General features: G+C 72.6%; 21 protein-coding genes. 14 read left to right on the forward strand and 7 right to left on the reverse strand.

The annotated features are described in order from the left end of the window. Positions 1-37: 37 nt before the first annotated feature. The 9 genes from ABZ719_RS26715 to ABZ719_RS26755 all read left to right on the forward strand — a co-directional run bounded on the left by ABZ719_RS26715 (position 38) and on the right by ABZ719_RS26755 (position 10,070). Positions 38-910 carry a hypothetical protein gene (locus ABZ719_RS26715; protein WP_366727710.1) on the forward strand — a complete coding sequence of 291 codons (873 nt, stop codon included), beginning with the start codon at positions 38-40 and terminating at the stop codon, positions 908-910. A 206-nt stretch (positions 911-1,116) separates the two neighbouring features. Further along, entirely contained in the window at positions 1,117-1,854 is a 738-nt protein-coding gene (locus tag ABZ719_RS26720; protein WP_366727711.1) for a YcnI family protein, read from the forward strand. Between the two features lie 119 nt (positions 1,855-1,973). Further along, the gene (locus ABZ719_RS26725; protein WP_366727712.1) at positions 1,974-2,624 is read left to right on the forward strand and encodes an SCO family protein; all 651 of its coding nucleotides are present in this window, start codon (positions 1,974-1,976) and stop codon (positions 2,622-2,624) included. Beyond that, entirely contained in the window at positions 2,621-3,100 is a 480-nt protein-coding gene (locus tag ABZ719_RS26730) for a copper chaperone PCu(A)C (protein ID WP_366727713.1), read from the forward strand. The genes ABZ719_RS26725 and ABZ719_RS26730 overlap by 4 nt, the downstream gene beginning before the upstream one ends. Positions 3,101-3,113: 13 nt before the next feature. Then, positions 3,114-5,072, forward strand: a complete 1,959-nt coding sequence (locus ABZ719_RS26735) for a copper resistance protein CopC (protein WP_366727714.1) — start codon at positions 3,114-3,116, stop codon at positions 5,070-5,072. Between the two features lie 6 nt (positions 5,073-5,078). After that, positions 5,079-6,380 (forward strand): iron uptake transporter deferrochelatase/peroxidase subunit, encoded by a 1,302-nt coding sequence (gene efeB / locus ABZ719_RS26740; protein ID WP_366727715.1) that lies wholly within the window; start codon positions 5,079-5,081, stop codon positions 6,378-6,380. Positions 6,381-6,475: 95 nt separating this feature from the next. Continuing rightward, positions 6,476-7,408 (forward strand): prephenate dehydratase, encoded by a 933-nt coding sequence (gene pheA, locus ABZ719_RS26745; protein ID WP_366727716.1) that lies wholly within the window; start codon positions 6,476-6,478, stop codon positions 7,406-7,408. A 551-nt stretch (positions 7,409-7,959) separates the two neighbouring features. Further along, on the forward strand, positions 7,960-9,237 hold the full coding sequence (gene serS / locus ABZ719_RS26750; RefSeq protein WP_366727717.1) for a serine--tRNA ligase: 1,278 nt from the start codon (positions 7,960-7,962) through the stop codon (positions 9,235-9,237). Beyond that, positions 9,234-10,070, forward strand: coding sequence for an HAD family hydrolase (locus tag ABZ719_RS26755; RefSeq protein ID WP_366727718.1), 837 nt, complete (start codon positions 9,234-9,236; stop codon positions 10,068-10,070). Before serS ends, ABZ719_RS26755 begins: the two co-directional genes overlap by 4 nt. 326 nt (positions 10,071-10,396) lie before the next feature. Here ABZ719_RS26755 and ABZ719_RS26760 read toward each other — a convergent pair whose 3' ends face one another. The 5 genes from ABZ719_RS26760 to ABZ719_RS26780 form a co-directional block, all read right to left on the reverse strand. Further along, positions 10,397-10,633: a hypothetical protein gene (locus ABZ719_RS26760; protein ID WP_366727719.1), complete on the reverse strand. Its 237-nt coding sequence runs from the start codon at positions 10,631-10,633 to the stop codon at positions 10,397-10,399. A 106-nt stretch (positions 10,634-10,739) separates the two neighbouring features. Beyond that, the gene (locus ABZ719_RS26765) at positions 10,740-11,459 is read right to left on the reverse strand and encodes an ABC transporter permease (protein WP_366727720.1); all 720 of its coding nucleotides are present in this window, start codon (positions 11,457-11,459) and stop codon (positions 10,740-10,742) included. Positions 11,460-11,468: 9 nt separating this feature from the next. After that, positions 11,469-12,380, reverse strand: coding sequence for an ABC transporter ATP-binding protein (locus ABZ719_RS26770; RefSeq protein ID WP_366727721.1), 912 nt, complete (start codon positions 12,378-12,380; stop codon positions 11,469-11,471). Then, entirely contained in the window at positions 12,377-13,294 is a 918-nt protein-coding gene (locus ABZ719_RS26775) for an ABC transporter permease (RefSeq protein ID WP_366727722.1), read from the reverse strand. Before ABZ719_RS26775 ends, ABZ719_RS26770 begins: the two co-directional genes overlap by 4 nt. Further along, complete coding sequence (locus ABZ719_RS26780) at positions 13,284-14,258, reverse strand: ABC transporter ATP-binding protein (protein ID WP_366727758.1); 975 nt, start codon at positions 14,256-14,258, stop codon at positions 13,284-13,286. Before ABZ719_RS26780 ends, ABZ719_RS26775 begins: the two co-directional genes overlap by 11 nt. Positions 14,259-14,525: 267 nt before the next feature. Between ABZ719_RS26780 and ABZ719_RS26785 the strand changes: the two genes are divergently transcribed. From ABZ719_RS26785 to ABZ719_RS26805, 5 genes are all read left to right on the forward strand, one after another. Continuing rightward, a complete protein-coding gene (locus tag ABZ719_RS26785) occupies positions 14,526-16,295 on the forward strand; it encodes an SDR family oxidoreductase (protein WP_366727723.1) in 1,770 nt (589 codons plus the stop codon). A gap of 182 nt (positions 16,296-16,477) precedes the next feature. Then, the gene (locus ABZ719_RS26790) at positions 16,478-17,026 is read left to right on the forward strand and encodes an RNA 2'-phosphotransferase (protein WP_366727724.1); all 549 of its coding nucleotides are present in this window, start codon (positions 16,478-16,480) and stop codon (positions 17,024-17,026) included. A 10-nt stretch (positions 17,027-17,036) separates the two neighbouring features. Continuing rightward, entirely contained in the window at positions 17,037-17,498 is a 462-nt protein-coding gene (locus ABZ719_RS26795) for a hypothetical protein (RefSeq protein WP_366727725.1), read from the forward strand. A gap of 42 nt (positions 17,499-17,540) precedes the next feature. Continuing rightward, complete coding sequence (locus ABZ719_RS26800; RefSeq protein WP_366727726.1) at positions 17,541-18,443, forward strand: LLM class flavin-dependent oxidoreductase; 903 nt, start codon at positions 17,541-17,543, stop codon at positions 18,441-18,443. A gap of 49 nt (positions 18,444-18,492) precedes the next feature. After that, the gene (locus ABZ719_RS26805) at positions 18,493-19,419 is read left to right on the forward strand and encodes an HAD-IIB family hydrolase (protein ID WP_366727727.1); all 927 of its coding nucleotides are present in this window, start codon (positions 18,493-18,495) and stop codon (positions 19,417-19,419) included. A gap of 265 nt (positions 19,420-19,684) precedes the next feature. On the opposite strand, the gene cydD is transcribed toward ABZ719_RS26805, so the two are convergent. After that, on the reverse strand, positions 19,685-23,191 hold the full coding sequence (gene cydD / locus ABZ719_RS26810; RefSeq protein WP_366727728.1) for a thiol reductant ABC exporter subunit CydD: 3,507 nt from the start codon (positions 23,189-23,191) through the stop codon (positions 19,685-19,687). Between the two features lie 52 nt (positions 23,192-23,243). Continuing rightward, positions 23,244-24,248 carry a cytochrome d ubiquinol oxidase subunit II gene (cydB, locus tag ABZ719_RS26815; protein WP_366727729.1) on the reverse strand — a complete coding sequence of 335 codons (1,005 nt, stop codon included), beginning with the start codon at positions 24,246-24,248 and terminating at the stop codon, positions 23,244-23,246. Between the last annotated feature and the right edge of the window lie 7 nt (positions 24,249-24,255).

A 24,255-nucleotide genomic window follows, 5' to 3' on the forward strand; every position in this document is an offset into this window, starting at 1 on the left:
ACGGCGCCCCGGTGCCCAGTGGGATGATGAGCGCGCCATGACTGCCCCCCACTCGCGCACGGCACCGGCCGGGCGCGGTCTCCGGCTGCTGCGGGCCGCGGTGTTCGCCGCGGTCTGCGTCGTGCTGGCCGCGGCCGGGCACACGCTGGGCTCGTGCGCGTCGGTCCCGCTGTGGACGCTGGGCGCGGGCTTCCTCGGGGCACTCGTGGTCGTCGTTCCGCTGGCCGGGCGCGCCCGCTCGCTGCCCGGCATCGCGGCGCTGCTCGCACTCGGCCAGACCGTGCTGCACGCCCTGTTCGCCCTCGGCCAGCACGGCGTGACGGCCATGGGGCCGATGACGTCGGCGAGCATGCCGGGACCGTCGGGCTCCGCGGCGCACGCGGGACACGCGCTGTCCGACGCGGCGCTGGTGGAGCGGGCCGCACGGTACATGTGCGGCACCACGACCGCCGGGATCACCCCGGCCCGCGCCTACCGGATCCTCGTCGACGCCCATCTCTACCCGGCGACCGCCCCGGCCCCGGCCGGCGCGGCCCACCCGGCGGACGCCCTGCCGACCGCCGGCCCCGTCGCTTCGCTGCTGGCACTGCTGCCGTCCCTGCCCATGCTGCTCGGGCACGTGCTCGCCGCACTGGCCGCGGGCTGGCTGCTGCGCCACGGCGACCTCGCGCTGCTCCGCCTCATGGCGCTGGAGGCGCACGGCGTCGCCGAGGGCGCGCTCGTACGGTCCCTGCGCGGGGCGCTCGCCCTGGCATGCGTCCTGTGTGCCGGGCTGCCGACGGCACCGGGCACGGGGCCGCGCTTCCCGCGCGCCGCCGACTCCGTCCTGCCCCCTCCTTCCACCACCGCGCTCCAGCACTCGGTGATCCGCCGCGGCCCGCCCGCCGCCCCCTTCACCCTCGCCGCCTGACGCGACGCGACCAGCGCTCCACCGGACCCGGCCGACCGGGTCCCGCCGGAGGGAGTGGCCGCCGTCGTGCGGCACACGCGCGTGCCCTTCCCCGGGTGATCCGCACCGTCGGACACACCGGCGGACATCCGGCGCACGCGCCCTCTCCCGACCACCGGAACACCACCGGAACAACCGGACCCACTCGAAGTGGAGTGCTCTTCGTGATGAAGGCCATCAGCCGCAAGACCTCTCGTCTCGCCACCGTCGGCGCCCTCGCGGGCACGGCCGTCCTCGCCGTGTCCGTCCCCGCGTTCGCGCACGTCACCGTGCAGCCGGAAGGCGCCGCGGCCAAGGGCGGCTACGCCGTCGTCGACTTCAAGGTGCCCAACGAGCGCGACAACGCCTCCACCACCAAGCTGGAGGTCAGCTTCCCGGCCGACCACCCGCTGGCCTCCGTGATGCCGGAGCCGATCGACGGCTGGAAGATCGAGGTCACCAAGTCCAAGCTGGCCAAGCCGCTGGAGATGCACGGCGAGAAGATCTCCGAGGCCGTCTCCAAGGTCACCTGGACCGCCGACGGCAAGGGCGTCCAGCCGGGCTACTTCCAGAAGTTCCCCCTCTCCCTCGGCGCCCTGCCCCAGGACGCCGACCAGCTCGTCTTCAAGGCCCTGCAGACGTACTCCGACAAGGAGGTCGTCCGCTGGATCGAGGTGCAGCAGAAGGGCCAGGCCGAGCCCGACAACCCGGCGCCCACGCTCCAGCTGACCGCCGCGGACGACGCCCACGGCGGCGCGGCTCGAAACGCCTCGGCCGGCTCCGAGCCCGCCGCCACCACCACCGCCGCCGCGAACGGCAGCGGCAGCGACACCACCGCCCGCGTCCTCGGTATCGCCGGCATCGTCGTCGGCGCGGCCGGCGTCGCCTACGGCGTGTTCGCCGGACGCCGCCGGACCGCCGCCTGACCCTGCACGCCCGCGCCGCGCACCGGGGCCGCACGCCGTCCGCCGTACGGCCCCCGTACCAGGGCACAGGCCCACGGCCCCGGTGCGCGCCGGAGTTATCACATCTGGGACATTTTTCTATGCGCAAGAAGACGTTCGCCGCGGCCGCCCTGCTCGCCGCCGCGACGATGACCCTGTCCGCCTGCGGCAGCGGCGACGACAGCGCCGCCCCCGCCACCGTCGTCGCCGAGGAGACCTCGAAGAAGCCCTCGACGGTCCTCGACCAGCCGTTCGACAAGCCCGACCTGGTCCTCACCGACACCCACGGCAAGAAGTACGACCTCCGCAAGGAGACCGCCGGCCGGCCCACCCTCCTCTACTTCGGCTACACCCACTGCCCCGACGTGTGCCCGCTGACGATGAACAACCTCGCGGTCGCCAAGAAGGCCCTGCCCAAGGCGGAGCAGGACAAGCTGCGCGTGGTGTTCGTCACCACCGACCCCGGCCGTGACACCCCCGCCGAACTCGGCAAGTGGCTCAACGGCATCGATCCCCAGTTCATCGGTCTCACCGGCGACTTCGCCACCATCCAGGCCGGTGCGCGCAGCGTCGGCATCACCATCGAACCGACCAGGAAGGACAAGAACGGCAAGCTCGTCTCCGTGCACGGCACCCAGGTGGTCGCCTTCTCCCCGAAGAACGACAGCGGTTACGTGGTCTACGACGAGGACGCCGGCGTCGCCGACTACACCAAGGACCTGCCCAAGCTCGTCGAGGGACAGAACCCGTGAGGCGCCTCAGCGCGGTGACCGCGCTGACGGCGGCGGCCCTGGCCGGCACGGTGCTGCTGACCGGCTGCGGCGGCTCCGCCTCCGGCGCGGAGCCCGGCGGGAAGGCCGAACTGTCCGTCAGCGCCGCCTACATGCCCCAGCCGGTCTCCGACTCGATGGCGGCCGGCTTCCTGACGATCGTCAACAAGGGCGACGCCGAGGACGAGCTGACCTCCGTCACCAGCGACGCCGCCGGCTCCGTCACCGCGCACCGGACGGTCGGCGGGACCATGCGGGAGGCCGGCTCGCTCCCCGTTCCCGCCCACGGGCGGCTCGTCTTCAGGAGCGGCGGCAACCACCTGATGTTCGACATGCTCAAGCACAAGCCCCGCCAGGGCCAGACGGTCACCGTCGAACTGCACTTCGCCCACTCCGGCGACCTGCGGGTCGAGATGCCGGTGAAGGCGGCCACGTACAGCCCCGAGACCGGACACTGAGGGAGGGACCACCTTGACGCAGACCATCGCCCCCCGCGTCCGGAACCTGGTGCTGCTGTTCCTGGCCGCCACCGGCGCGCTCCTGGCCGGCGCCGCACCGGCCTCCGCGCACGCCGCGCTGACCGGCAGCGACCCCCGGCAGGGGGCGGTGGTCGCCGAGGCACCCGCCCGGGTCTCCCTGACCTTCTCCGAGAAGGTCGCCATGAACGACGACTCCCTGCGCGTCCTCGACCCGGCCGGCCGCCGGGTCGACACCGGCAGGCCGTCCAACACCACCGGCACCACGTACACCCTGGGACTGCGCGGCCGGCTGGCCAAGGGCACGTACACCGTCACCTACCAGGTGGTCTCCGCCGACAGCCACCCGGTCGCCGGCGCCTACACCTTCTCCGTCGGAGCACCCTCCAAGACCTCCGTCGTGGCCGGCGGCCAGGACGTGGGCGGCGGACCCGTCGGCTGGCTGTACGGCATCGGGCGCTACGTCTCCTACGCCGGCTTCATCGTCCTGGCCGGCGGCGCCGCCTTCGTCCTCGCCTGCTGGCAGCGCGGGGCCGGAGTGCGGGCCGTGCAGCGGCTCGTCGTGTCCGGCTGGGTCGCGCTCACCGCGGCGACCCTGGCCCTGCTGCTCCTGCGCGGCTCCTACACCACCTCCGGGAAACTCGGCGACGTCCTCGACCTGAACCTGCTCGGCGAGGTGCTCCAGACCAAGACGGGCGCCGCCCTCGTCTCGCGGCTGCTGCTGCTCGCGGCCGCGGCCCTCTTCGTCGCGGTCCTCTTCGGGGCCTACGAGAAACGCGAGGACGAGGAGAAACGGGACCTGACGTTCGGACTCGCGATCGGCGGCGTCGTGGTCGCCGCCGGACTGGCGGCGAGCTGGGCCCTGGCCGAACACGCCTCGGTCGGCCTCCAGCCCGGCATCGCGATGCCGGTCGACGTCGTCCACCTGCTCGCCGTGGCCGCCTGGCTCGGCGGACTCGCCGCACTCCTGGTCGCGCTGTACCGGGCACCGGCGGACACCCCCGTCGGCGCCCCGGCCGTACGCCGCTTCTCCCGGGTCGCCTTCGGCTCCGTGGTGGCCCTCGTCGCCACCGGCGTCTACCAGTCCTGGCGCCAGGTCGGCTCGTGGCCGGCGCTGACCGGCACCCGCTACGGGCAGTTGCTCCTCGTCAAGGCCGGCCTCGTCGTCCTCATGGTCGGCGTCGCCTGGACCTCCCGGCGCTGGACGGGCCGGCTGGCCGGCACGGTCACCGGCCGGGCCGCGACCGCCCCCGCGAACCCTGGGACGCAACACGGTCCGCAGCGGGCCCAGGACCCGGCGCGGACAGAACCCGTGGGCGCGCGGAAGAGCACCACGCAGGCACCGGGGCCGGCCGACGGCGACTCCCGGCGCGCCGCCCAGCTGGCCCGGCAGCGGGCCGCCGTGGACGCGGCCCGGCAGAAACGGGAGCGGACCGCCGACCCGAACCGGTTCGGGCTGCGCCGTTCCGTCATGGCGGAGGCCACGGTCGCCGTCATCCTGCTCGCCGTCACCACGGTGCTGACCCAGACCGAGCCCGGCCGCACGGAGGAAGAGGCCAAGGCCGCCGCGTCGTCCTCGGCCTCCTCGTCCTCCGCCTCCTCATCGGAGGCAGGGGCCGTCACCCTCGACATGCCGTTCGACACCGGCGGCCAGGACGGCAAGGGCGTGGTCCGGCTCGACATCGACCCCGCGCGCGTGGGCGGCAACGAGATGCACGTCTACGTGCAGCGGCCGGACGGGAAGGCGTTCGACGTCCCCGAGATCAAGACCGCCTTCACCCTGACCGCCCAGAAGATCGGTCCGCTGTCCGTCACCCCCGACCACATCACCACCGGCCACTGGGCGGCCAGTGGAGTACAGATCCCCATGGCCGGCTCCTGGAAGGTCGCCGTGACCGTACGGACCTCCGACATCGACCAGGTGACCGTCTCCAAGAACATGCAGATCGGCTGACCCACCATGACCGACCAGTCCACCCCGAAGGCCGCCGCCGCACCGGCCTCCTCGCCGACCCGCCCCGAGGCCGGGCAGGCCGGAGCATCCGGCGGAACCGGTGTCTCACGCCGGCGGCTGCTCGGCACGGCCGGTGCCACCGGGCTCGTCCTCGGCGCGGCGGGCGCGGCCGTCGGCTACACCTCCGCACCCGCCGGTGCCACCCCCCTGACCGCCCTGGGCGCGGGCCGGGCGGCGTTTCACGTGAAACATCAGCCCGGCATCACCGACCCCCTCCAGGCCTGCGGCCACCTCATCGCCTTCGACCTGGCACCCGGCGCGGGCCGCAAGGAGGCCGCCGCACTGCTGCGCCGCTGGTCGGACACCGCCGAACGGCTGATGGCGGGCGAGCCCGCGGCGCACGGCGACACGGACGTCGCCCGCGACGCGGGCCCCTCCTCCCTCACGGTCACCTTCGGCTTCGGCCGGACGTTCTTCGACCGCACCGGCCTGCAGAAGCAGCGGCCCGCAGCCCTCGACCCGCTGCCCGACTTCTCCTCCGACCGGCTCGACAAGGCCCGCAGCAACGGCGACCTGTGGGTGCAGATCGGCGCCGACGACGCCCTGGTCGCCTTCCACGCCCTGCGCGCCGTCCAGAAGGACGCGGGCGCCGCGGCCCGCGTGCGCTGGCAGATGAACGGCTTCAACCGTTCCCCCGGCGCCACCGCGCACCCGATGACGGCCCGCAACCTGATGGGCCAGGTCGACGGCACCAACAACCCGAAACCGCACGACGCCGACTTCGACCAGCGGATCTTCGTCCCCGCCGAGAGCCGGCCGGCCTGGATGGCGAACGGCTCCTACGCCGTCGTACGCCGTATCCGCATGCTCCTGGACGACTGGGAGAAACTGCCCCTCACCCAGCAGGAGAACGTCATCGGACGCCGCAAGTCCGACGGCGCACCGCTCAGCGGAGGAACCGAAACGACCGCCATGGACCTGGAGAAGACCGGCAGGGACGGTTCCTACGTCGTCCCCGTGAACGCCCACGCCCGCATCACACGCCCCGACCAGAACGGGGGCGCGGCCATGCTCCGCCGTCCCTTCTCCTACCACGACGGCTTCGCCGCGGACGGCACACCGGACGCGGGTCTGCTGTTCATCTGCTGGCAGGCGGACCCGCTGCGGGGCTTCGTGCCGGTGCAGCGCAAGCTGGACCGCGGCGACGCGCTGTCGCAGTTCATCCGGCACGAGGCGAGCGGCCTGTTCGCCGTGCCGGGCGGCGCGGGCAAGGGCGAGTACGTCGGGCAGCGGCTGCTGGAGGGATGAGCCCCGGGCTCGGCGCCGCACCCGGGTGACGCCGCACCCGGGCCCGGGCCCGCGCACCCGGCCCGCCCCGGACCGGAGGGCCTAGGGTTGAGGACATGTCAGCGAGCTACGCCTACCTCGGCCCCGAGGGCACCTTCACCGAAGTGGCGCTGCGCACCCTCCCCGAGGCGGCCACCAGGGAACTGGTCCCCTACGTGTCCGTGCAGTCCGCGCTGGACGCGGTCCGCGACGGCGAGGCCGAGGCCGCTTTCGTGCCGATCGAGAACTCCGTCGAGGGCGGCATCACCACCACGCTCGACGAACTGGTCGCGGGCCGGCCTCTGGTGATCTACCGCGAGGTGCTCCTGCCGATCACCTTCGCGCTGCTGGCCAGGCCCGGCACCTCGCTCGCCGGCATCAAGACGGTGACCGCCCATCCGGCCGCCCAGCCCCAGGTGCGCAACTGGCTGAAGACGCATCTGCCGCACGTCCGGTGGGAATCGGCCGCCTCGAACGCCGACGGGGCCCGACTGGTCCAGGAGGGCCGCTACGACGCGGCCTTCGCCGGTGAGTTCGCCGCGGCACGGTACGGACTGGAGGCCCTGGAGAGCGGCATCCACGACGCGGAGAACGCGCAGACCCGGTTCGTCCTCGTCGGCCGCCCCGCACGGCCCGCCGCCCCGAGCGGCGCGGACAAGACGTCCGTGGTGCTGTGGCAGCGCGACGACCATCCCGGCGGGCTGCGCGACCTGCTGGGCGAGTTCGCCGGCCGGGGGATCAACCTCATGCTGCTCCAGTCCCGGCCGACGGGCGCGGGAATCGGCAACTACTGCTTCTGCGTCGACGCCGAGGGGCACATCACCGACCGCCGGATGGCCGAGGCCCTGATGGGCCTGAAGCGGATCTGTCTGCAGGTGCGCTTCCTGGGTTCGTACCCGCGCGCGGACGTCGGCGCGCAGGCCCCGCGGCCGCCGCTCGCCGGGACCTCGGACGAGGAGTTCGCGGCCGCGGCGGACTGGGTGGCCCGCTGCCAGGACGGCCGTTTCTAGTCGCTCTCCGACCGGATGTGACCGGTCCTACCTGCAGATCTTCATTGTCCACAGAAGTTATCCACAGGTCCTCTTCTCGACCTGGGGACAAGTCGACACCGAAGGGCGACTCGGTCGACAAATCGCCCTACATCCCCTCATCCGGCTCGCCACCCCGCAGGTCACCCTTCGTCCACCCGTTTCCTTTGGTTCATCTTTTGGGGCGACCCCTTTCCACCCGAAAGTGGGTGTCCGGCCGGTTCGATCCGGGAATTCTTCCCGCGGCCGACACTTCTGGAGTGATCAATTCCGGAGTCCACAGGAGTTGCGCACAGCCTGTGGATAACTCAACGCGGGGTGGGGATTCCTGTGGACAACTCACCTCTCAAGTCCCCCTGCGCACAAGGCAGTCCGGTCAACGGGACCGCCACCGCCCGCACCCTTCCAGGGTGCCGGACACCCTCCATTGACACGACGCGCAATTCGTCCACGACGGCGGGTACGGCCATGCGGCGGTGCGGTCCGGAATACTGGGTCGTGAGCCCGAACGCCGCACCGGTAGCCTTGAGCACGTGATTGACCTTCGTCTGCTCCGTGAGGACCCTGACCGTGCGCGCGCCTCGCAGCGTGCCCGTGGAGAGGACGTCGCCCTCGTCGACTCCCTCCTGTCTGCCGACGAGCGGCGCAGGTCGTCCGGCGTCCGCTTCGACGAGCTGCGCGCCGAGCAGAAGGCGCTGGGCAAGCTCATCCCCAAGGCTTCAGGCGACGAGAAGGCCGAGCTGCTGAAGAAGGCGAGCCAGCTCGCCGCCGACGTCAAGACGGCCGACGCGGAACGCGACGCCGCCGACGCGGAGACCCAGGAACTGCTGCTCCGCCTCGGCAACCTCGTCCACCCCGACGTGCCCGTCGGTGGCGAGGAGGACTTCGTCACGCTGGAGACGCACGGCACCATCCGCGACTTCGCCGCCGAGGGCTTCGACCCCAAGGACCACCTGGAGCTGGGCCAGCTCCTCGGCGCGATCGACGTGGAGCGCGGCGCGAAGGTCTCCGGCTCGCGCTTCTACTTCCTCACCGGTGTCGGCGCCCTGCTGGAACTGGCCCTGGTGAACGCGGCGATCAGCCAGGCCACCGCGGCCGGCTTCACCCCGATGCTCACGCCGGCGCTGGTGCGTCCGCAGTCCATGGCGGGCACCGGTTTCCTCGGCCAGGCCGCTCAGGACGTCTACCACCTCGACAAGGACGACCTCTACCTGGTCGGCACGTCCGAGGTGCCGCTGGCGGCCTACCACATGGACGAGATCATCGACGCCGAGCGGCTGCCGCTGCGCTACGCGGGCTTCTCGCCGTGCTTCCGCCGCGAGGCCGGCTCGCACGGCAAGGACACCCGCGGCATCTTCCGCGTGCACCAGTTCGACAAGGTCGAGATGTTCTCCTACGTCGCCCCGGAGGACTCGCAGGCCGAGCACCAGCGGCTGCTGGAGTGGGAGAAGCAGTGGCTGACGTCGCTGGAGCTGCCGTTCCGCGTGATCGACGTCGCCTCGGCCGACCTGGGCGCCTCCGCCGCACGCAAGTTCGACTGTGAGGCGTGGATCCCGACCCAGGGCAAGTACCGCGAGCTGACCTCGACCTCGGACTGCACCGAGTTCCAGTCGCGGCGCCTGTCGATCCGTGTCCGCGACGGCAAGCAGGTCAAGCCGCTCGCCACCCTCAACGGCACCCTGTGCGCCGTGCCCCGCACCATCGTCGCCATCCTGGAGAACCACCAGCAGGCCGACGGTTCCGTGCGCGTGCCCGAGGTGCTGCGTCCCTACCTCGGCGGCCGGGAGGTCCTGGAGCCGCTGGCCAAGTGACCGCCACCGTCTCCCAGGGCGTCGGCGAGACCTCCGGCGGCCTGCCCTACCGGCTGATCGCGACCGACCTGGACGGGACGCTGCTGCGCTCGGACGACTCGGTCTCGCCGCGCACCCGTGAGGCCCTGGCGGCGGCCGCCGCCGCCGGTGCCGCGCACATCGTCGTCACCGGCCGCGCGGTCCCCTGGACGCGGCACATCCTCGACGACCTCGGCTACAGCGGCCTCGCGGTCTGCGGTCAGGGCGCCCAGGTCTACGACGCCGGGGAGCGGCGCCTGCTGACCTCGGTGACGCTGGACCGGCAGCTGGCCAAAGTGGCCCTGGCCAAGATCGAGGCCGAGGTCGGCCCGCTGTACCTGGCGGCGAGCCGGGACGGCCTGGACGGCGAGGTGCTGGTGGGGCCCGGCTACGCCCTGACGGGCGCCCTGCCCGGCACGCCGCTCACGGACGTCTCGGACCTGTGGAGCGCCCCGCTCAACAAGATCTACATCCAGCACCCGGCCCTGTCCGACGACGAACTGGCCGAGGCGGCCCTGCGGATCGCGGGCGGGTTCGTCTCGGTCACCATGGCCGGCGAGGGCATAGTGGAGCTTCTCCCGCTCGGCCTGTCCAAGGCGACGGGGCTGTCCCTGGCCGCGCGGCGGCTGGGTCTAAAGGCGGCCGACACGCTCGCCTTCGGCGACATGCCCAACGACATCCCGATGTTCGCCTGGGCCGCCCACGGCGTGGCCATGGCCAATGCCCATGACGACCTGAAGGCGGTCGCGGACGAGGTCACCGCCTCCCACGACGAGGACGGCATCGCGGTCGTGGTGGAGCGGTTGCTGGGCTGAGACCCGGCCTCGCCCACTACTCCGGGCCGCGTCGGCCGCTCCGGCCTGCACCGACGGGTCGCACCGGAGACGGCCGATGCAGGCGGTACATGCCTGTCACGCCGTGCCGACCGGCGGGGTTCCTGGGCCGTGCGGGCCGACGCCGCCGTACAGACGGCACGGGCCGGTGCGGTCCGTAGCCGTGCAGGCCGGCGCTGTCCGTACAGGTCATTCAGGCCGTAGAGGCCGGTGCAGGCCGTGCAGGTCTTCAGGCCGCACAAGCCGGTGCAGGCCGTGCGGCAGCCGGTGCGGCCGTGCGGGCCGGTGCCGCAGACCGGCCCGGCCCGTCAGCGGCGTCGCCACCGGCGGCGCACCTTGCTGAAGAACCACCCCGCCAGCGGCTCGTCGGAGCGCCACGGCTGCGGTTCGGGAGCCTGGCCGCGCCAGCGGGCGGCGAGCATCCGGGCCCGGGCCGAGGGCTCGGTGGCCTCGGCGGCCCGTACGAAGTCGGTGTCGAGGACGACGTCGTCCCATCCGTCCCCGCTCGTGCGCCGGTCCTCGCCCCGCGGAGTCTCGCCCCTCATCTCCGTCCTCCTGGTCTTCCGTCCACTGCGCCCAGTGTGGGCGTACGGCGGTGAAGCCTCCGTCAAGGGCGAGCGGGGCCGCCGGACCGCGGCGCCCGCCCGTTCCTCACTCCTCGCCGGCGAGGGTCAGGGACCGCAGTTTCTGACCGGCGTACCAGGTGGCCAGCACCGTCACCAGGACCAGCAGGACCGTCGCCGTCGTCAGGCCCACCTCGGAGGTCACCAGGTCTCCGCCGGCGACCTTGTGCGCGACCGCCAGGGCCCACTGCTGGATGCTCAGCGTGCGCGCGCCGGGCACCAGGGAGCCGAACAGCGCCTCCCAGACCAGCGCGTACACCAGGCCGAAGACCACCGCGTGCCGGGAGACCGTGCCCAGCAGGAGGAACAGGGCGGCGTAGGCGATGGAGGCGACCAGGGCGGCCACGGTGTAGGCCACCGCGATCTGCTGGCCGTTGCCGTTGAGGATCAGTCCGGCGATCAGTGTCGGGACCGCCGAGAACACCATGGTCACGGCGATCGCCACGATCAACTTGGTGAAGATGATGACCGGCCGCTTCAGCGGTTTGGCCAGCAGGTACACCACCGAGCCGTCGTCGATCTCCGGACCGATCGCACCGGTCCCGGCGATGACGCCGATGATCGGCACCATGGTGGCGAGCGCGAAGCCGCCGAGGACGTTGACCGCGGTCTGGTCGTCGGCGCCGGTGAGGGCGCGCACGACGACCGCGATGACGATCAGCAGCAGGGGCAGCGCACCGAGGATGAGGGCCCGGCGGCGGCCGAGCAGGGCTCGGTAGGTGAGCCGGGCGACTGTGGGGTCGTACATTTCGGCCTCCTACGCCGCGACCAGATACGAGAAGACGGACTCGAGGGACTCGTCGGACGGCGAGACCGTGTGCAGCCGGATGCCGTGGTCCCGGGCCACCCGCGGCAGCAGGGTGGTGAACCGGCCGAAGTCGACGGCCTGGATGCGCAGCGCTCCTTCGGCGAGGTCCACCTCGATGCCGGAGGTCGACGGGTCCGCGATCAGTGCCGCCGCGAGGGCGCGGTCGTCACTGGAGCGCACCAGGTAGCGGTGCGGGCGGTCGGTCATCAGGCGGCGGATCTTGCGGAAGTCACCGCTGGCCGCGTGCCGTCCGGCGACGATGACCTCGATGTGCCAGGCGAGCTGCTCGACCTCCTCCAGGATGTGGGAGGAGAACAGCACCGTGCGGCCCTCGTCGCCCATGCGCCGCAGCAGGTCCATGAGCTGCATGCGCTGGCGCGGGTCCATGCCGTTGAACGGCTCGTCGAGCAGGAGCAGCGAGGGGTCGTGCACCAGGGCGCTGGCCATCTTCACGCGCTGCCGCATGCCCTTGGAGTACGTGGAGATCTTGCGGTCCTGCGCGTACTCCATCTCGACCGTGGCCAGCGCCTTCTGTGCCGCCTTGGCGCCCAGGCCGTGCAGTTCGGCGTTGGCGACGACGAAGTCGCGGCCGGTGAGGAAGTCGTACATCGCCTCGCGCTCGGGGACGACGCCGATGTGCCGGTAGATCTCCTCGTTGCGCCACACGGGCCGGCCGTCCAGGGTGACGGTGCCGGTGGAGGGGGCGAGGAATCCGCCCATCATGTTGATCAGCGTGGACTTGCCGGCGCCGTTGGGGCCGAGCAGGCCGGTGACGCCGGGGCCGATCGTCATGGTGATGTCGTTGACGGCGACCACGTTGCCGAACCAGCGGGAGACGTGGTCGATGCTGAGCGTGGTCACAGTCCCACCTTCTTGTAGCGGCGCAGCAGGAGGCCGTAGGCGCCGGCGATGAGGCCGAGGACGACCAGGACGTAGACGACGCCCTGAGCGCTGCCGGGGCCGACGGCGCCGGGGGCGGCGGAGGTCGCGCCGAGGAAGGCCGTCTGGATGCCGTCGATGAGGGTGACCGGTGAGAACAGGCCGATCCAGGGGATGGCGCTCGTGCTGTTCTGGGCGTCGGCGATGGCCTCCAGGGTGGAGACCGCGCCGTAGGAGATGACCAGGACGGCGATCACGGCCGCGATGCCGAAGCCCCGGCGCGGGGTGATGGCGGCGATGACCAGGCCGATGCCTGCGAAGAGCAGTGAGAGCAGGGCCACGGAGACGAGTCCTTCGGCGAATCCCTTGGTCTGGTCGGCGAAGTCGAGCTTGGCCAGCAGCGCGCCCACGTAGAGGACGAGCAGCGGTGCGGCGGTCAGGATGAACAGCGCCGAGGCCAGTGCCGCGTACTTGGCGCGGACGTAGTCGGCGGTCTCGATGGGCCGCGAGAAGTACAGCGGCACGGTCTTGAAGCGCAGGTCGCGCGAGACGGACTGCGGTGCCTGTGAGGCGACGTACAGGCTGATGACGCCCTGCATGATGATGGCGTAGCGCGTGTAGTCGACGGGGAGGTCCTTGGCCTTGGTGGCGACCGCGACGGCGACCATGATGGCCGCGGGCACGCACATCACCACGAACAGCAGCATCGGCAGCACCTTGGACTTCACCGAGCGTCCGAGGCCGTAGGAGCCGCGCAGGGACTGCGAGTACAGCGAGCGGCGGGCGTAGGCGCGGCCGAGGCGGGGGCCGTCGTAGTTGCGGTAGCCGATGTTGTGGATGCGGGTCTGGTCGCCCGCGGGCGGGGCCGGATTCCGCAGGGGCTGCTCAAGCGACATGGTCGGCCGCCTCCTTCCGCTGTCCCTCGCGCTGTTCGTCTTCGTCCCGGAAGACCTCGGAGATGTGGTGGCGGCGCTGCTCCATGCGGACCAGGCCGAGGCCGAGGTCGGCGATCACGTCCCGCACCAGGTCGTGGGTCTCCTCGCCCTGGGCGGTGAGCAGCAGGACGTGTCCCGCGCCCGGCAGCCCGGTGCCGTCCTCGGTCTGCACCCCGCGCGCGTGGAGCGCCTCACGGACCGCGCGGGTGCCGTCCGGGTGTTCGTCGCTGTCGGTGACCTCGACGGCGAGGGTGGTCGTGGTCTGGGTGAAGTCGGTGGTGGAGCTGGAGCGCAGGAGCTTGCCGCCGTCGATGACGACGACGTGGTCGCAGGTGCGCTCCAGTTCGCCCAGCAGGTGGGAGGTGACCAGGACCGAGATGCCGAAGTCGGTGTGGATGCGGCGGATGAGGCCGAGCATGTCGTCGCGGCCGACGGGGTCGAGGCCGTTGGTCGGCTCGTCGAGGAAGACCAGCTGCGGGTCGTGCACCAGGGCCTGGGCGAGCTTGACGCGCTGCTTCATGCCGGTCGAGTAGCCGCCGATGGGGCGGTAGCGCTCCTCGTAGAGGCCGACGTGGCGCAGGGTGTCGGCGGTGCGCTCGCGGGCGGCGGTGGGCGGCAGGCCGGACATGCGGGCCATGTGGACGACGAACTCGGTGGCCGAGACGTCCGGTGGCAGGCAGTCGTGTTCCGGCATGTAGCCGACGCGCTCGCGGATCGCGGCGCCCTCGCCGGCGACGTCGAGGCCGAGCACCTTGGCACGGCCCTCCGTGGCGGGGGACAGACCCAGCAGGATCTTGATCAGTGTGGACTTGCCGGCTCCGTTGGCGCCGACGAGTCCGGTCACACCGGGTCCGACGTCCACGGAGAGCCGGTCAAGCGCGGTCACCCGGGGGAACCGCTTGCTCAGGCTTTCGGTCGCGATCACAGTCACGTCTTCGACGATAGTGACGCCCGCCACGCGAGTCGTCAGACCCCAGAGCCGTCTTGCGGTCCCTCTTGAGTATTACGGGGCCCTAGGGGGCGCACCCCTGGGGTAGCCCATGTTCCGGGACATCCCGGCCCTACCAGGCCGCGCCCCCACTCTATTGACGTTCCGTCTAACAACTGCCACAGTCGCCGGAGTCACGTGACGGGCACCCGGTCCCCGGCGAAGGCGAGCACGGGGAGCGTGCCGCCGGGCGGAGGGAAGGTGATGCGCGTGTCGCCGCTGAAGGGGGCGCGGGAGCGCCGGGTACGGACCGGCGAGGTCGAGCTGTGCGTGGCCGAACTGGGGGATCCGCGCAGGCCGACGGTGATCCTGGTGCACGGTTACCCGGACAGCAAGGAGGTCTGGTCCGAGGTGGCCGAACGCCTCGCCGGACACTTCGGGCTGCACGTCGTGCTGTACGACGTCCGCGGTCACGGCCGCTCCACCGCGCCCCGGCCCCTGCGCGGCGGATTCACGCTGGAGAAGCTCACCGACGACTTCCTGGCGGTCGCCGACGCGGTCAGTCCGGACGCACCGGTGCACCTGGTGGGGCACGACTGGGGCTCGGTGCAGGCCTGGGAGTTCGTCACCGTCCGGCGCACCGAGGGCCGGATCGCCTCCTTCACCTCCCTGTCCGGCCCCTCCCTGGACCACTTCGGCCACTGGATCAACTCCCGCCTGGCCCGCCCCACTCCGCGCCGGGTGGGCCAGCTCCTCGGCCAGGGCGCCAGGTCCTGGTACGTCTACCTGCTGCACACCCCCGTCCTGCCCGAACTCGCCTGGCGCGGCCCCCTCGGCCGGCGCTGGCCGAAGATCCTGCAGCGCGTGGAGAAGGTTCCCGCCGGCGACTACCCGACCCGCTCGCTGCCGCGGGACGCCGCGCACGGCGCGTGGCTGTACCGCGACAACGTACGGGCGCGCCTGCGCAGGCCGCGGCCGGACGCCCGGGCCCACGCCCCCGTGCAGCTCATCACCCCTGTGAACGACGCCTTCCTCTCCGAACGGCTGTACGACGATCTGGAACAGTGGGTCCCGCGTCTGGTGCGCCGGACCCTTCCGGCGCAGCACTGGGTCCCCCGCACCCGGCCCGACCGGCTGGCCGACTGGATCGCCGACTTCGTGACCGCCGACGGGGCCGGACGGCCCTCGCCCGCCGCCACCGGACCGTACGCCGACCGGTTCGCCGGCCAGCTGGTCCTGGTCACCGGCGCGGGCAGCGGCATCGGACGGGCCACCGCGCTCGCCTTCGCCCGGGCCGGGGCTCGCGTGGTGGCCGTGGACCGGGACGCCGGGGCCGCGGCGCGCACGGCCGGACTGGCCCGGCCGCTGGGTGCGCGGGAGGCCTGGGCGGAGACCGCCGACGTCGGTGACGAGCGGGCGATGGAGAAGCTGGCCGAGCGGGTCGCCGCCGAGTACGGCGTGGTGGACGTGCTGGTGAACAACGCCGGCATCGGCCTGTCCGGCTCGTTCTTCGACCACACCACGGAGGACTGGCGCAAGGTCCTCGACGTCAACCTGTGGGGCGTGATCCACGGCTGCCGGCTCTTCGGGAGGCAGATGGCCGAACGCGGCCAGGGCGGACACATCGTCAACACCGCGTCGGCGGCGGCCTACCAGCCCTCCCGGGCGCTGCCCGCCTACAGCACCTCCAAGGCGGCGGTGCTGATGCTCAGCGAGTGCCTGCGGGCGGAGCTGGCCGGGCAGGGGATCGGGGTCACGGCGGTGTGTCCCGGATTCGTCGACACCGGCATCACCTCCACGGCGCGCTTCGCGGGGGCCGACGCGGCCGAGGAGGAGCGCCGCCGGAAGCGCGCGGCCCGCCTGTACGGGCTGCGCGGCTATCCGCCGGAGAAGGTCGCCGACGCGATCCTGCGCGCGGTCGTCCGGGACGCCGCGGTCGTACCCGTGACCCCGGAGGCCCGGCTGCTGCACGCGATGTCCCGCTTCACCCCGCGGGCGCTGCGCAGGCTGGCCCGGGTGCGCCCACCCTTGTGAGAGCCGCCCGCCACGGCCGTCCCGGGCGGAAACGTCGGCCGTCCCGGGCGAAGCCCCCGCGGACCCTTCGGTTGTCCACAGTTTTCTGCCCGATCCTGTGGATAACTTCACATCGCTGTGGATCAAACCTCCCCGGCAAAAAAGTTCTGCGTGAGGCTCGTCTCTCCCGGCAAGCTGGTGGCATGGACGAGAGACGCACGGTGAAGGTGTCGAAGTACCTCTCCCGGCACCTGCGCCACCAGCCCGGAAGGATCGGGCTCACGCTGGACGAGGCGGGATGGGCCGGGATCGACGCCCTGCTCGCGGCGGCGAGCGCGCACCGCTTCGGGATCACCCGCGAGGAGCTGGACCAGGTGGTCGCCACCGACGGCAAGCGGCGCTTCGAGATCCGCGGCGACCGCATCCGGGCGAGCCAGGGTCACAGTGTCGACGTCGACCTCGGGCTGCCGCCTGCCACCCCGCCGCCGTACCTCTGGCACGGGACGGTGGCCCGCTGCCTCGGGGCGATCCGCGCCGAGGGTCTGCGCCGCATGAACCGGCACGACGTGCACCTCTCGGCCGACCGGGAGACCGCGACCCGGGTGGGCGCCCGCCGCGGCCGGCCGGTCGTGCTCACGGTGGACGCCGGCGCCATGCACCGCGACGGGCACGTGTTCCGGGTCAGCGCCAACGGCGTGTGGCTGACGCAGGCCGTACCGCCCCGGTACCTGCGCTTCGCTTCCGGCCACTGACCGGTCGGGCATGATCGACGGCATGCGTCACCGTCTCGCCACGACCGAAGCCGCCGTCGCCGCCTGCCGCGCCCTCGCCTCCGCCTACGGGCGTGAGATCGAGGTGACCCATGACATCGGCGCCGACCAGACCTCGCGGCGCAGCGCAGCGGGCGTGGGTGTCACCACCGACCCGGACGGTTCGCTCCCGCACGAGGCCTTCGTCGAGTTCGGTGGCCTGCCCCGCACGGCCGTACGGCTCTACCCGGAGGAGGACGCCCTGATCACCGTGGAGGGAGTGGAGTTCCACGACCTGCCCCGCGACGACGTCCCCGCCTTCCTCCGTGCGCTGTGGGACGGCACGGCGTTCGTCAGGGCGCGCCGCTTCCCGCCCGGTTACCGCCTGGTCGTTCCGCTGCCCGGCGACCGTACGTACAAGGAGCCGGTCCCGGTGATCGGCCTCACCCCGTGGCTGAACAGCCGCATGCGGTGACCGTTTCACGTGAAACGGCCGGACCCGCTTAGGCTCGGGCTCATGAGTCTGCGTCTGAGCACCGTCATCCTTCCGCACCGCCGCTGGCACGAGGGCGGCCGTTCGGCGTGGACCCGTGCCGAGCAGCTCGGCTTCCACACCGGTTACACCTACGACCACCTGTCCTGGCGCACTTTCCGGGACGGCCCGTGGTTCGGTGCCCTTCCCACGCTGACCGCCGCCGCGACCGTGACCGAACGCATGCGTCTGGGCACCCTGGTGACCTCGCCGAACTTCCGGCACCCCGTCACGCTGGCCAAGGAACTCATCTCGCTCGACGACATCTCCGGCGGCCGGCTCACCCTGGGCGTCGGCGCGGGGGGCACCGGCTTCGACGCCACCGCGCTCGGTCAGGACCCCTGGACGCCACGGGAGCGCGCCGACCGGCTGGCCGAGTTCGTACCGCTGCTGGACCGCCTGCTGACCGAGGACTCGGTGTCGTACGAGGGTGAGTTCTACTCGGCGCACGAGGCACGGAACATCCCCGGGTGTGTGCAAAGGCCCCGGCTGCCGTTCGCCGTGGCGGCCACCGGCCCGCGCGGCCTGCGGCTCGCGGCGCGCTACGGGCAGGCCTGGGTGACCACCGGCGCCCCCGAACTGTTCGAGAACGGCACGCCGGAGCAGTCCGTCCAGGCCCTTCGCGGCCAGATCGAGAAGCTCGGTGCCGCGTGCGAGACGGTCGGCCGTGACGTCCGCACGCTCGACAAGATCCTGCTCACCGGGTTCACCCCCGACCGCGGACAGCCCCTGCTATCCGTCGGCGCCTTCGTCGACTTCGCGGGCCGTCACCGGGACCTGGGCTTCACCGAGATCGTGATCCACTGGCCGATCGCCGGCTCGGACTTCGCGGCGGACGAGAAGGTGTTCGAACGGATCGCCATGGAAGCCCCCGCCCAGCTGGCGTGACGGAGGCGACCTCTCAGATGTGCGCAGTCCCGCACGGGCGTGCGGGCATATGCGGGACAATGAGCCGGTGACCTCAGCGACGCGACAGCCCGAGCCCCCGGCCTCTTCCCCGCTCACGACCTCGCTCGCCCAGGGAGGCGCACCCGCCGTTCCGCCACGGCTGATCGCCACCGATCTTGACGGAACGTTGCTGCACGACGACAAGTCGGTCTCCGCACGCACGGTCGCCGCCCTCGCCGCCGCCGAGGAGGCAGGCATCGAGGTCTTCTTCGTCACCGGCCGGCCCGCCCGCTGGATGGACGTCGTCAGTGACCACGTGCACGGTCACGGCCTCGCGATCTGCGGCAACGGAGCGGCCGTCGTCGACCTGCACGGCGGCCCCGGCGCCCACCGGTTCGTGAAGGTGCGCGACCTCGCCCTGGAGAACGCTCTGGACACCGTACGGCTGCTGCGCGAGGCGGCGCCCGGAACGGCGTACGCGATCGAGCAGACGTACGGGTTCCACCAGGAGCCGGACTATCCGAAGCTGCTCATGGAGGCACCGGACACGCTGGCGCCCGTGGAGGACCTGCTGGCCCCGGGAGGCGCCGCCACCGGACAGCCGATCCTCAAGATCCTCGCCGCCCACCCCACGATGGAGCCCGACGGCTTCCTCACCGTGGCCCGGCTCGCCGTCGCGGAACGCGCCACCATCACGCGCTCCAGCCCCAGCGCCCTGCTGGAGATCAGCGGCCCGGGCGTCTCCAAGGCCAGCACGCTCGCCCTGTGCTGCGCCGAACGCGGCATCTCGCACGAGGAGGTCGTCGCCTTCGGCGACATGCCGAACGACATCGAGATGCTCACCTGGGCCGGTCAGTCGTACGCCATGGGCAACGCACACCCGGACGCCGTCGCCGCGGCGACCGGCCGGACCGCGGCCAACAACGAGGACGGCGTGGCGCTGGTGATCGAACGGATCCTCGAGCAGCGGCGGTGACGGCGGCACACGCCTGATCCGCCTGATCCGCCGGGGCACCTGGGTTCCGCAGTGACGCCGTGTCGACAGGCACCGGGCGGTCCGCGGCGCGGACCGGAGCGGCCCACTCGTCGCGGCCCCGGCGGCCTGTCGTGCCCGGTAGGCGCCTGACGTGCACCACGGGCACTGACCGGCCCGGATTCCCCAGGTCCGTTCGTGGGGGAGCATGCCGGGCTCGCGGGCCCGGCACCGCACCCCCGGTCCGGCCCGATCCGCACGAAAGCCCCTAGCGGGCCCCCACCAGCAGCTCCGCCGCCCTCTCCCGCTCGGCCATCCGCCGCAGCGGGCCCGGCAGCGCGGCCAGCTCCGCGTACGGGCCGCGCTGGACCACCCGGCCCCCGTCCAGCACGATCACCTCGTCCACGGCCTCCAGCCCGGCCAGACGGTGCGTGATGAGCAGCGTCGTACGGCCCTCGGTGGCCCTCAGCAGATCGGCGGTGAGCGCGTCGGCGGTCGGCAGGTCGAGATGCTCGGCCGGCTCGTCGAGGACGAGGACGGGGAAGTCGGCGAGCAGCGCACGGGCCAGTGCCAGCCGCTGCCGCTGGCCCCCGGACAGCCGCGCCCCGTGCTCCCCGACGAGTGTGTCGAGGCCGTCGGGCAGGCTGTCGGCCCAGTCCAGCAGCCGGGCGCGCCCGAGCGCGTCCCGCAGCTGCGACTCGCTCGCGTCCTTCTTCGCGAGCAGGAGGTTCTCCCGCACCGAACTGTCGAAGAGGTGCGCGTCCTGGGCGCACAGCCCCACCCACCGCCGTACGGCGTCGCCGTCCAGGGCGCAGGCGTCGGTCCCGCCGATGCTGTAGACCCCCGCCCGCGGGTCGAGGAAGCGCAGCAGGACCTGCGCGAGCGTCGACTTGCCGGCCCCGGACGGCCCGACGACGGCGACCCTGCGCCCCTCCTCCAGGGTGAGGTCCAGCCCGGCGAGCGCGTCCCTGTCCTGCCCCGGGTGGCGGGCCGTGAGATGCCGGACGGTGAGCGGGAAGGGGGACTCGGGCGTGGGCCGCGGCGTCTCCGGCTCGCGCACGGGCTCCGGCGCGTCCAGGATCTCGTACACGCGCTCGGCGCTGCGCCGCACGCGCTGCCGGTACTGCCCGGCGAGCGGCATGCCGAGGACCGCCTCGAAGGCGGCCAGCGGGGTGAGGACGACGACGGCCATGGCCACCCCGCTCAGCCGTCCGCCGGCCACGGCCTGGGCGCCGACGAGCGCGGCGGCCGCCACGGTCAGCCCGGAGACGAGCGCGGTGAGCCCGTCGCCGAGCGCGGTCGCGCTGGCGGCACGCGAGGCGATCCGGGTCAGTACGGTGTCGGCGCGCCGGGTCTCCGCGCTGCGCGCCGGCAGCGCCCCGGCGACCGTGAGTTCGGCGGTCCCCGTGAGCAGGTCGGTCACCCGTGTGGCCAGGGCGCCGCGTGCGGGGGCGAGTCGCTGCTCGGCCCGGCGTGCGACGGCAGCGGTGACCAGCGGGACACCCGCCCCGGCCAGCAGCAGTCCCGCGGCGAGGACCGCCCCCGCCTCCGGCAGCAGCCAGGCCGTGAAGGCCACGGACGCGACGGAGACGGTCACGGCGGCACCGACGGGCAGCAGCCAGCGCAGCCAGTAGTCCTGCAGGGCGTCCACGTCGGCGACCAGCCGTGTCAGCAGGTCGCCCCGGCGTGTCCGGCGCAGCCCGGCGGGCGCGAGCCGCTCCAGCCTCCGGTAGACGGCGACCCGGGTGTCGGCGAGCATCCGCAGCACCGCGTCGTGCGACACCAGCCGCTCGGCGTAGCGGAAGACGGCCCGGCCGATGCCGAAGGCGCGGGTCGCTGTGACGGCCACCATCAGGTAGAGCACGGGCGGATGCTGGGAGGCGCGCGAGATGAGCCATCCAGAGGTGGCCATCAGACCGACGGCGCTGCCGAGGGCGAGGCTGCCCAGCAGCAGTGCGAGAGCGAGACGGGCGCGCCGGCGGCCCGCCGTCGCGCGGACCCGTGCGAGGACCGCGCCCGCCGCCGGCACGGAGGTGGGGGCGTTCAGGGGTGCCAGGGCTTCGGGCGGCCGCGTGTCCGTTTCCGCGGGCCGGCCGGTGCCGGTCGCCACCGCCGTGCTCGTCCCCTCCCGCGCCTCGGTGTCCTCCAGCCGCACCACCCGGTCCGCGAGGTCGAGCAGTGCGGGACGGTGCACCACGAGCAGCACGGTGCGTCCGGCGGACAGCCGGCGCACCGCCTCCACGATCTCGGCCTCCGTCGCCCCGTCCAGAGCCGCCGTCGGCTCGTCGAGCAGCAGGACGGGGCGGTCGGCGAGGAAGGCCCGGGCGAGCGCGAGCCGCTGCCGCTGTCCCGCCGACAGGCCCGCGCCGTCCTCGCCGAGCACGGTCCGCACCCCGTCGGGCAGCGCGTCGACGAAGCCGAGCGCTCCCGCGTCGGCCAGCGCCGCGCGGACCGCCGTGTCGTCCGCGCCGGGCCGCGCGAGACGGACGTTCTCGGCGATCGTCCCGGCGTACAGGTGGGGCCGCTGCGGCACCCAGGCGATGCGTGACCGCCACTGCTCCGGATCGATGTCGAGGAGGTCGGTCCCTCCGACCCGTACGCGGCCCGTGGTGGGGTGCAGGAAGCCGAGCAGGACGTTCAGCAGCGTCGACTTGCCGGCTCCGCTCGGGCCGACGAGTGCCACGGTCTCCCCCGGCCGCACGGCGAAGGTCACGTCGGTCACGGCGTCCGCCGACCGCCCGGGGTAGCGGACGCTCACGCCCTCGAAGGCGAGGGCCCCGGCGGGAACAGCCCCCGTACCCGACTGTGGAACCGGTGTCTGCAGCACATCGAAGATCTCCTCGGCCGCCGCCAGCCCCTCGGCCGCCGCGTGGTACTGCGCGCCCACCTGGCGCAACGGCAGGTAGGCCTCCGGCGCGAGCACGAGGATGACCAGGCCGGTGTAGAGGTCCATGCCGCCGCTGACCAGCCGCATGCCGATCGTCACGGCCACCAGGGCCACCGAGAGCGTGGACAGCAGCTCCAGCGCGAAGGAGGACAGGAACGCGATCCGCAGCGTGCGCAGGGTCGCCCGCCGGTACTCGTCCGTGATGCGCCTGATCGACTCCGCCTGTGCCTTGGCGCGGCCGAACACCTTCAGGGTCGGCAGGCCGGCCACGACGTCGAGGAAGTGTCCCGAGAGGCGGGACAGCAGCCGCCACTGGCGGTCCGTGCGCGACTGGGTGGCCCAGCCGATCAGCGTCATGAAGACGGGGATGAGGGGCAGCGTCGCCACGATGATGGCCGCCGAGCCCCAGTCCTCCGTGACGATCCTGGCCAGTACCGCCACCGGGACGACGACCGCGAGGCCGAGCTGCGGAAGACAGCGCGAGAAGTAGTCGTCCAGGGCGTCGATACCGCGTGTGGCCAGCGCCACCAGCGAGCCGGTCCGCTGCTCGCCGAGCCAGCCGGGGCCCAGCGCCGCCGCGTGGGCGAGCAGCCGGCCGCGCAGTTCGGACTTCACCGCGGCGCTCGCCCGGTGCGCTGCCAGTTCGGTGAGCCAGGAGACCAGCGCCCGGCCGCCGGCGACGGCCACCAGCAGCAGGAGCGGCCTGTGCAGTTCACCCACGGGCATCCGGTGCTGGAAGGCGCCGACCACCACCTCCGCGATGAGCATGGCCTGCGCGATGACGAGTCCGGCGCCCAGGGCCCCGAGGCCGATGACGGCCGCCAGGAAGAGCCGGGTGGCCCGGGCGTAGCGAAGAAGACGCGGATCGATCGGTTTCACGTGAAACATGCCCTTCGGTCCCGAGGGGTGTGTTTCACGTGAAACACACCCCTCACCGGACTCAGTGCGCGGCTTCGGCGAGGTGCTGGGTGCCGATCCGCTTGCGGAAGACCCAGTACGTCCATCCCTGGTAGAGCAGGACGATCGGTGTGGCGATCCCCGCGCACCACGTCATGATCTTCAGGGTGTAGGGACTGGAGGAGGCGTTGGTGACCGTCAGGCTCCAGTCCGCGTTCAGCGTGGACGGCATGACGTTCGGGAACAGCGACAGGAACAGCATCGCCACGGCGGCCACGACGGTGACGCCGGACAGGGCGAAGGACCATCCCTCACGTCCGGCCTGGTTGGCCACCAGCGCGGCGACCAGCGCGACGACCGCGACGACCAGGGCCACCAGGCTCCGGGCGTTCCCGGTGTCGGCCTGCGTCCAGAGCAGGAAGGCGAGGGCCGCGACGGCCGTCACCAGGCCCACGCGCAGGGCCGTCCGGCGCGCCCGTTCCCGGATCTCACCGACGGTCTTCAGCGCCGTGAACACCGCGCCGTGGAAGGTGAACAGCGTCAGGGTGACCAGTCCGCCGAGCAGCGCGTACGGGTTGAGCAGGTCACCCAGGCTGCCGGCGTACTCGAGATTCCGGTCGATCTTGACGCCGTGCACGATGTTGCCGAAGGCCACGCCCCACAGGAAGGCGGGGATCAGCGAGCACCAGAAGATCGCGTGCTCCCAGTTGCGCTGCCAGTTCTCCTCCGGCCGCTTGGCCCGGTACTCGAAGGCGACACCGCGCACGATGAGGCAGACGAGGATGACGAGCAGGGGCAGGTAGAAGCCGGAGAACAGCGTGGCGTACCACTCGGGGAAGGCGGCGAACGTCGCGCCGCCCGCGGAGAGCAGCCAGACCTCGTTGCCGTCCCAGACGGGGCCGATCGTGTTGATCAGCACCCGCCTCTCGGGCCGGTCGCGGGCGAGCAGCTTGGTGAGGACGCCGACCCCGAAGTCGAACCCCTCCAGGAAGAAGTAGCCGGTCCACAGGACGGCGATCAGGACGAACCAGACGTCGTGGAGTTCCATGACTGTG

Origin of the sequence: Streptomyces sp. NPDC006743 (genome assembly GCF_040703815.1) — a bacterium.
In the GTDB taxonomy this organism is placed as follows: Bacteria; Actinomycetota; Actinomycetes; order Streptomycetales; family Streptomycetaceae; genus Streptomyces.

What these genes read in the sequence shown, in the direction of transcription:
- ABZ719_RS26715 (WP_366727710.1), top strand. Translation starts at nt 38, where the DNA reads ATGACTGCCCCCCACTCGCGCACGGCACCGGCCGGGCGCGGTCTCCGG.
- ABZ719_RS26720 (WP_366727711.1), top strand. Translation starts at nt 1,117, where the DNA reads ATGAAGGCCATCAGCCGCAAGACCTCTCGTCTCGCCACCGTCGGCGCC.
- ABZ719_RS26725 (WP_366727712.1), top strand. Translation starts at nt 1,974, where the DNA reads ATGCGCAAGAAGACGTTCGCCGCGGCCGCCCTGCTCGCCGCCGCGACG.
- efeB (WP_366727715.1), top strand. Translation starts at nt 5,079, where the DNA reads ATGACCGACCAGTCCACCCCGAAGGCCGCCGCCGCACCGGCCTCCTCG.
- pheA (WP_366727716.1), top strand. Translation starts at nt 6,476, where the DNA reads ATGTCAGCGAGCTACGCCTACCTCGGCCCCGAGGGCACCTTCACCGAA.
- ABZ719_RS26760 (WP_366727719.1), bottom strand. Translation starts at nt 10,633, where the DNA reads ATGAGGGGCGAGACTCCGCGGGGCGAGGACCGGCGCACGAGCGGGGAC.
- ABZ719_RS26765 (WP_366727720.1), bottom strand. Translation starts at nt 11,459, where the DNA reads ATGTACGACCCCACAGTCGCCCGGCTCACCTACCGAGCCCTGCTCGGC.
- ABZ719_RS26775 (WP_366727722.1), bottom strand. Translation starts at nt 13,294, where the DNA reads ATGTCGCTTGAGCAGCCCCTGCGGAATCCGGCCCCGCCCGCGGGCGAC.
- ABZ719_RS26785 (WP_366727723.1), top strand. Translation starts at nt 14,526, where the DNA reads ATGCGCGTGTCGCCGCTGAAGGGGGCGCGGGAGCGCCGGGTACGGACC.
- ABZ719_RS26790 (WP_366727724.1), top strand. Translation starts at nt 16,478, where the DNA reads ATGGACGAGAGACGCACGGTGAAGGTGTCGAAGTACCTCTCCCGGCAC.
- ABZ719_RS26795 (WP_366727725.1), top strand. Translation starts at nt 17,037, where the DNA reads ATGATCGACGGCATGCGTCACCGTCTCGCCACGACCGAAGCCGCCGTC.
- ABZ719_RS26800 (WP_366727726.1), top strand. Translation starts at nt 17,541, where the DNA reads ATGAGTCTGCGTCTGAGCACCGTCATCCTTCCGCACCGCCGCTGGCAC.
- ABZ719_RS26805 (WP_366727727.1), top strand. Translation starts at nt 18,493, where the DNA reads ATGCGGGACAATGAGCCGGTGACCTCAGCGACGCGACAGCCCGAGCCC.
- cydD (WP_366727728.1), bottom strand. Translation starts at nt 23,191, where the DNA reads ATGTTTCACGTGAAACCGATCGATCCGCGTCTTCTTCGCTACGCCCGG.
- cydB (WP_366727729.1), bottom strand. Translation starts at nt 24,248, where the DNA reads ATGGAACTCCACGACGTCTGGTTCGTCCTGATCGCCGTCCTGTGGACC.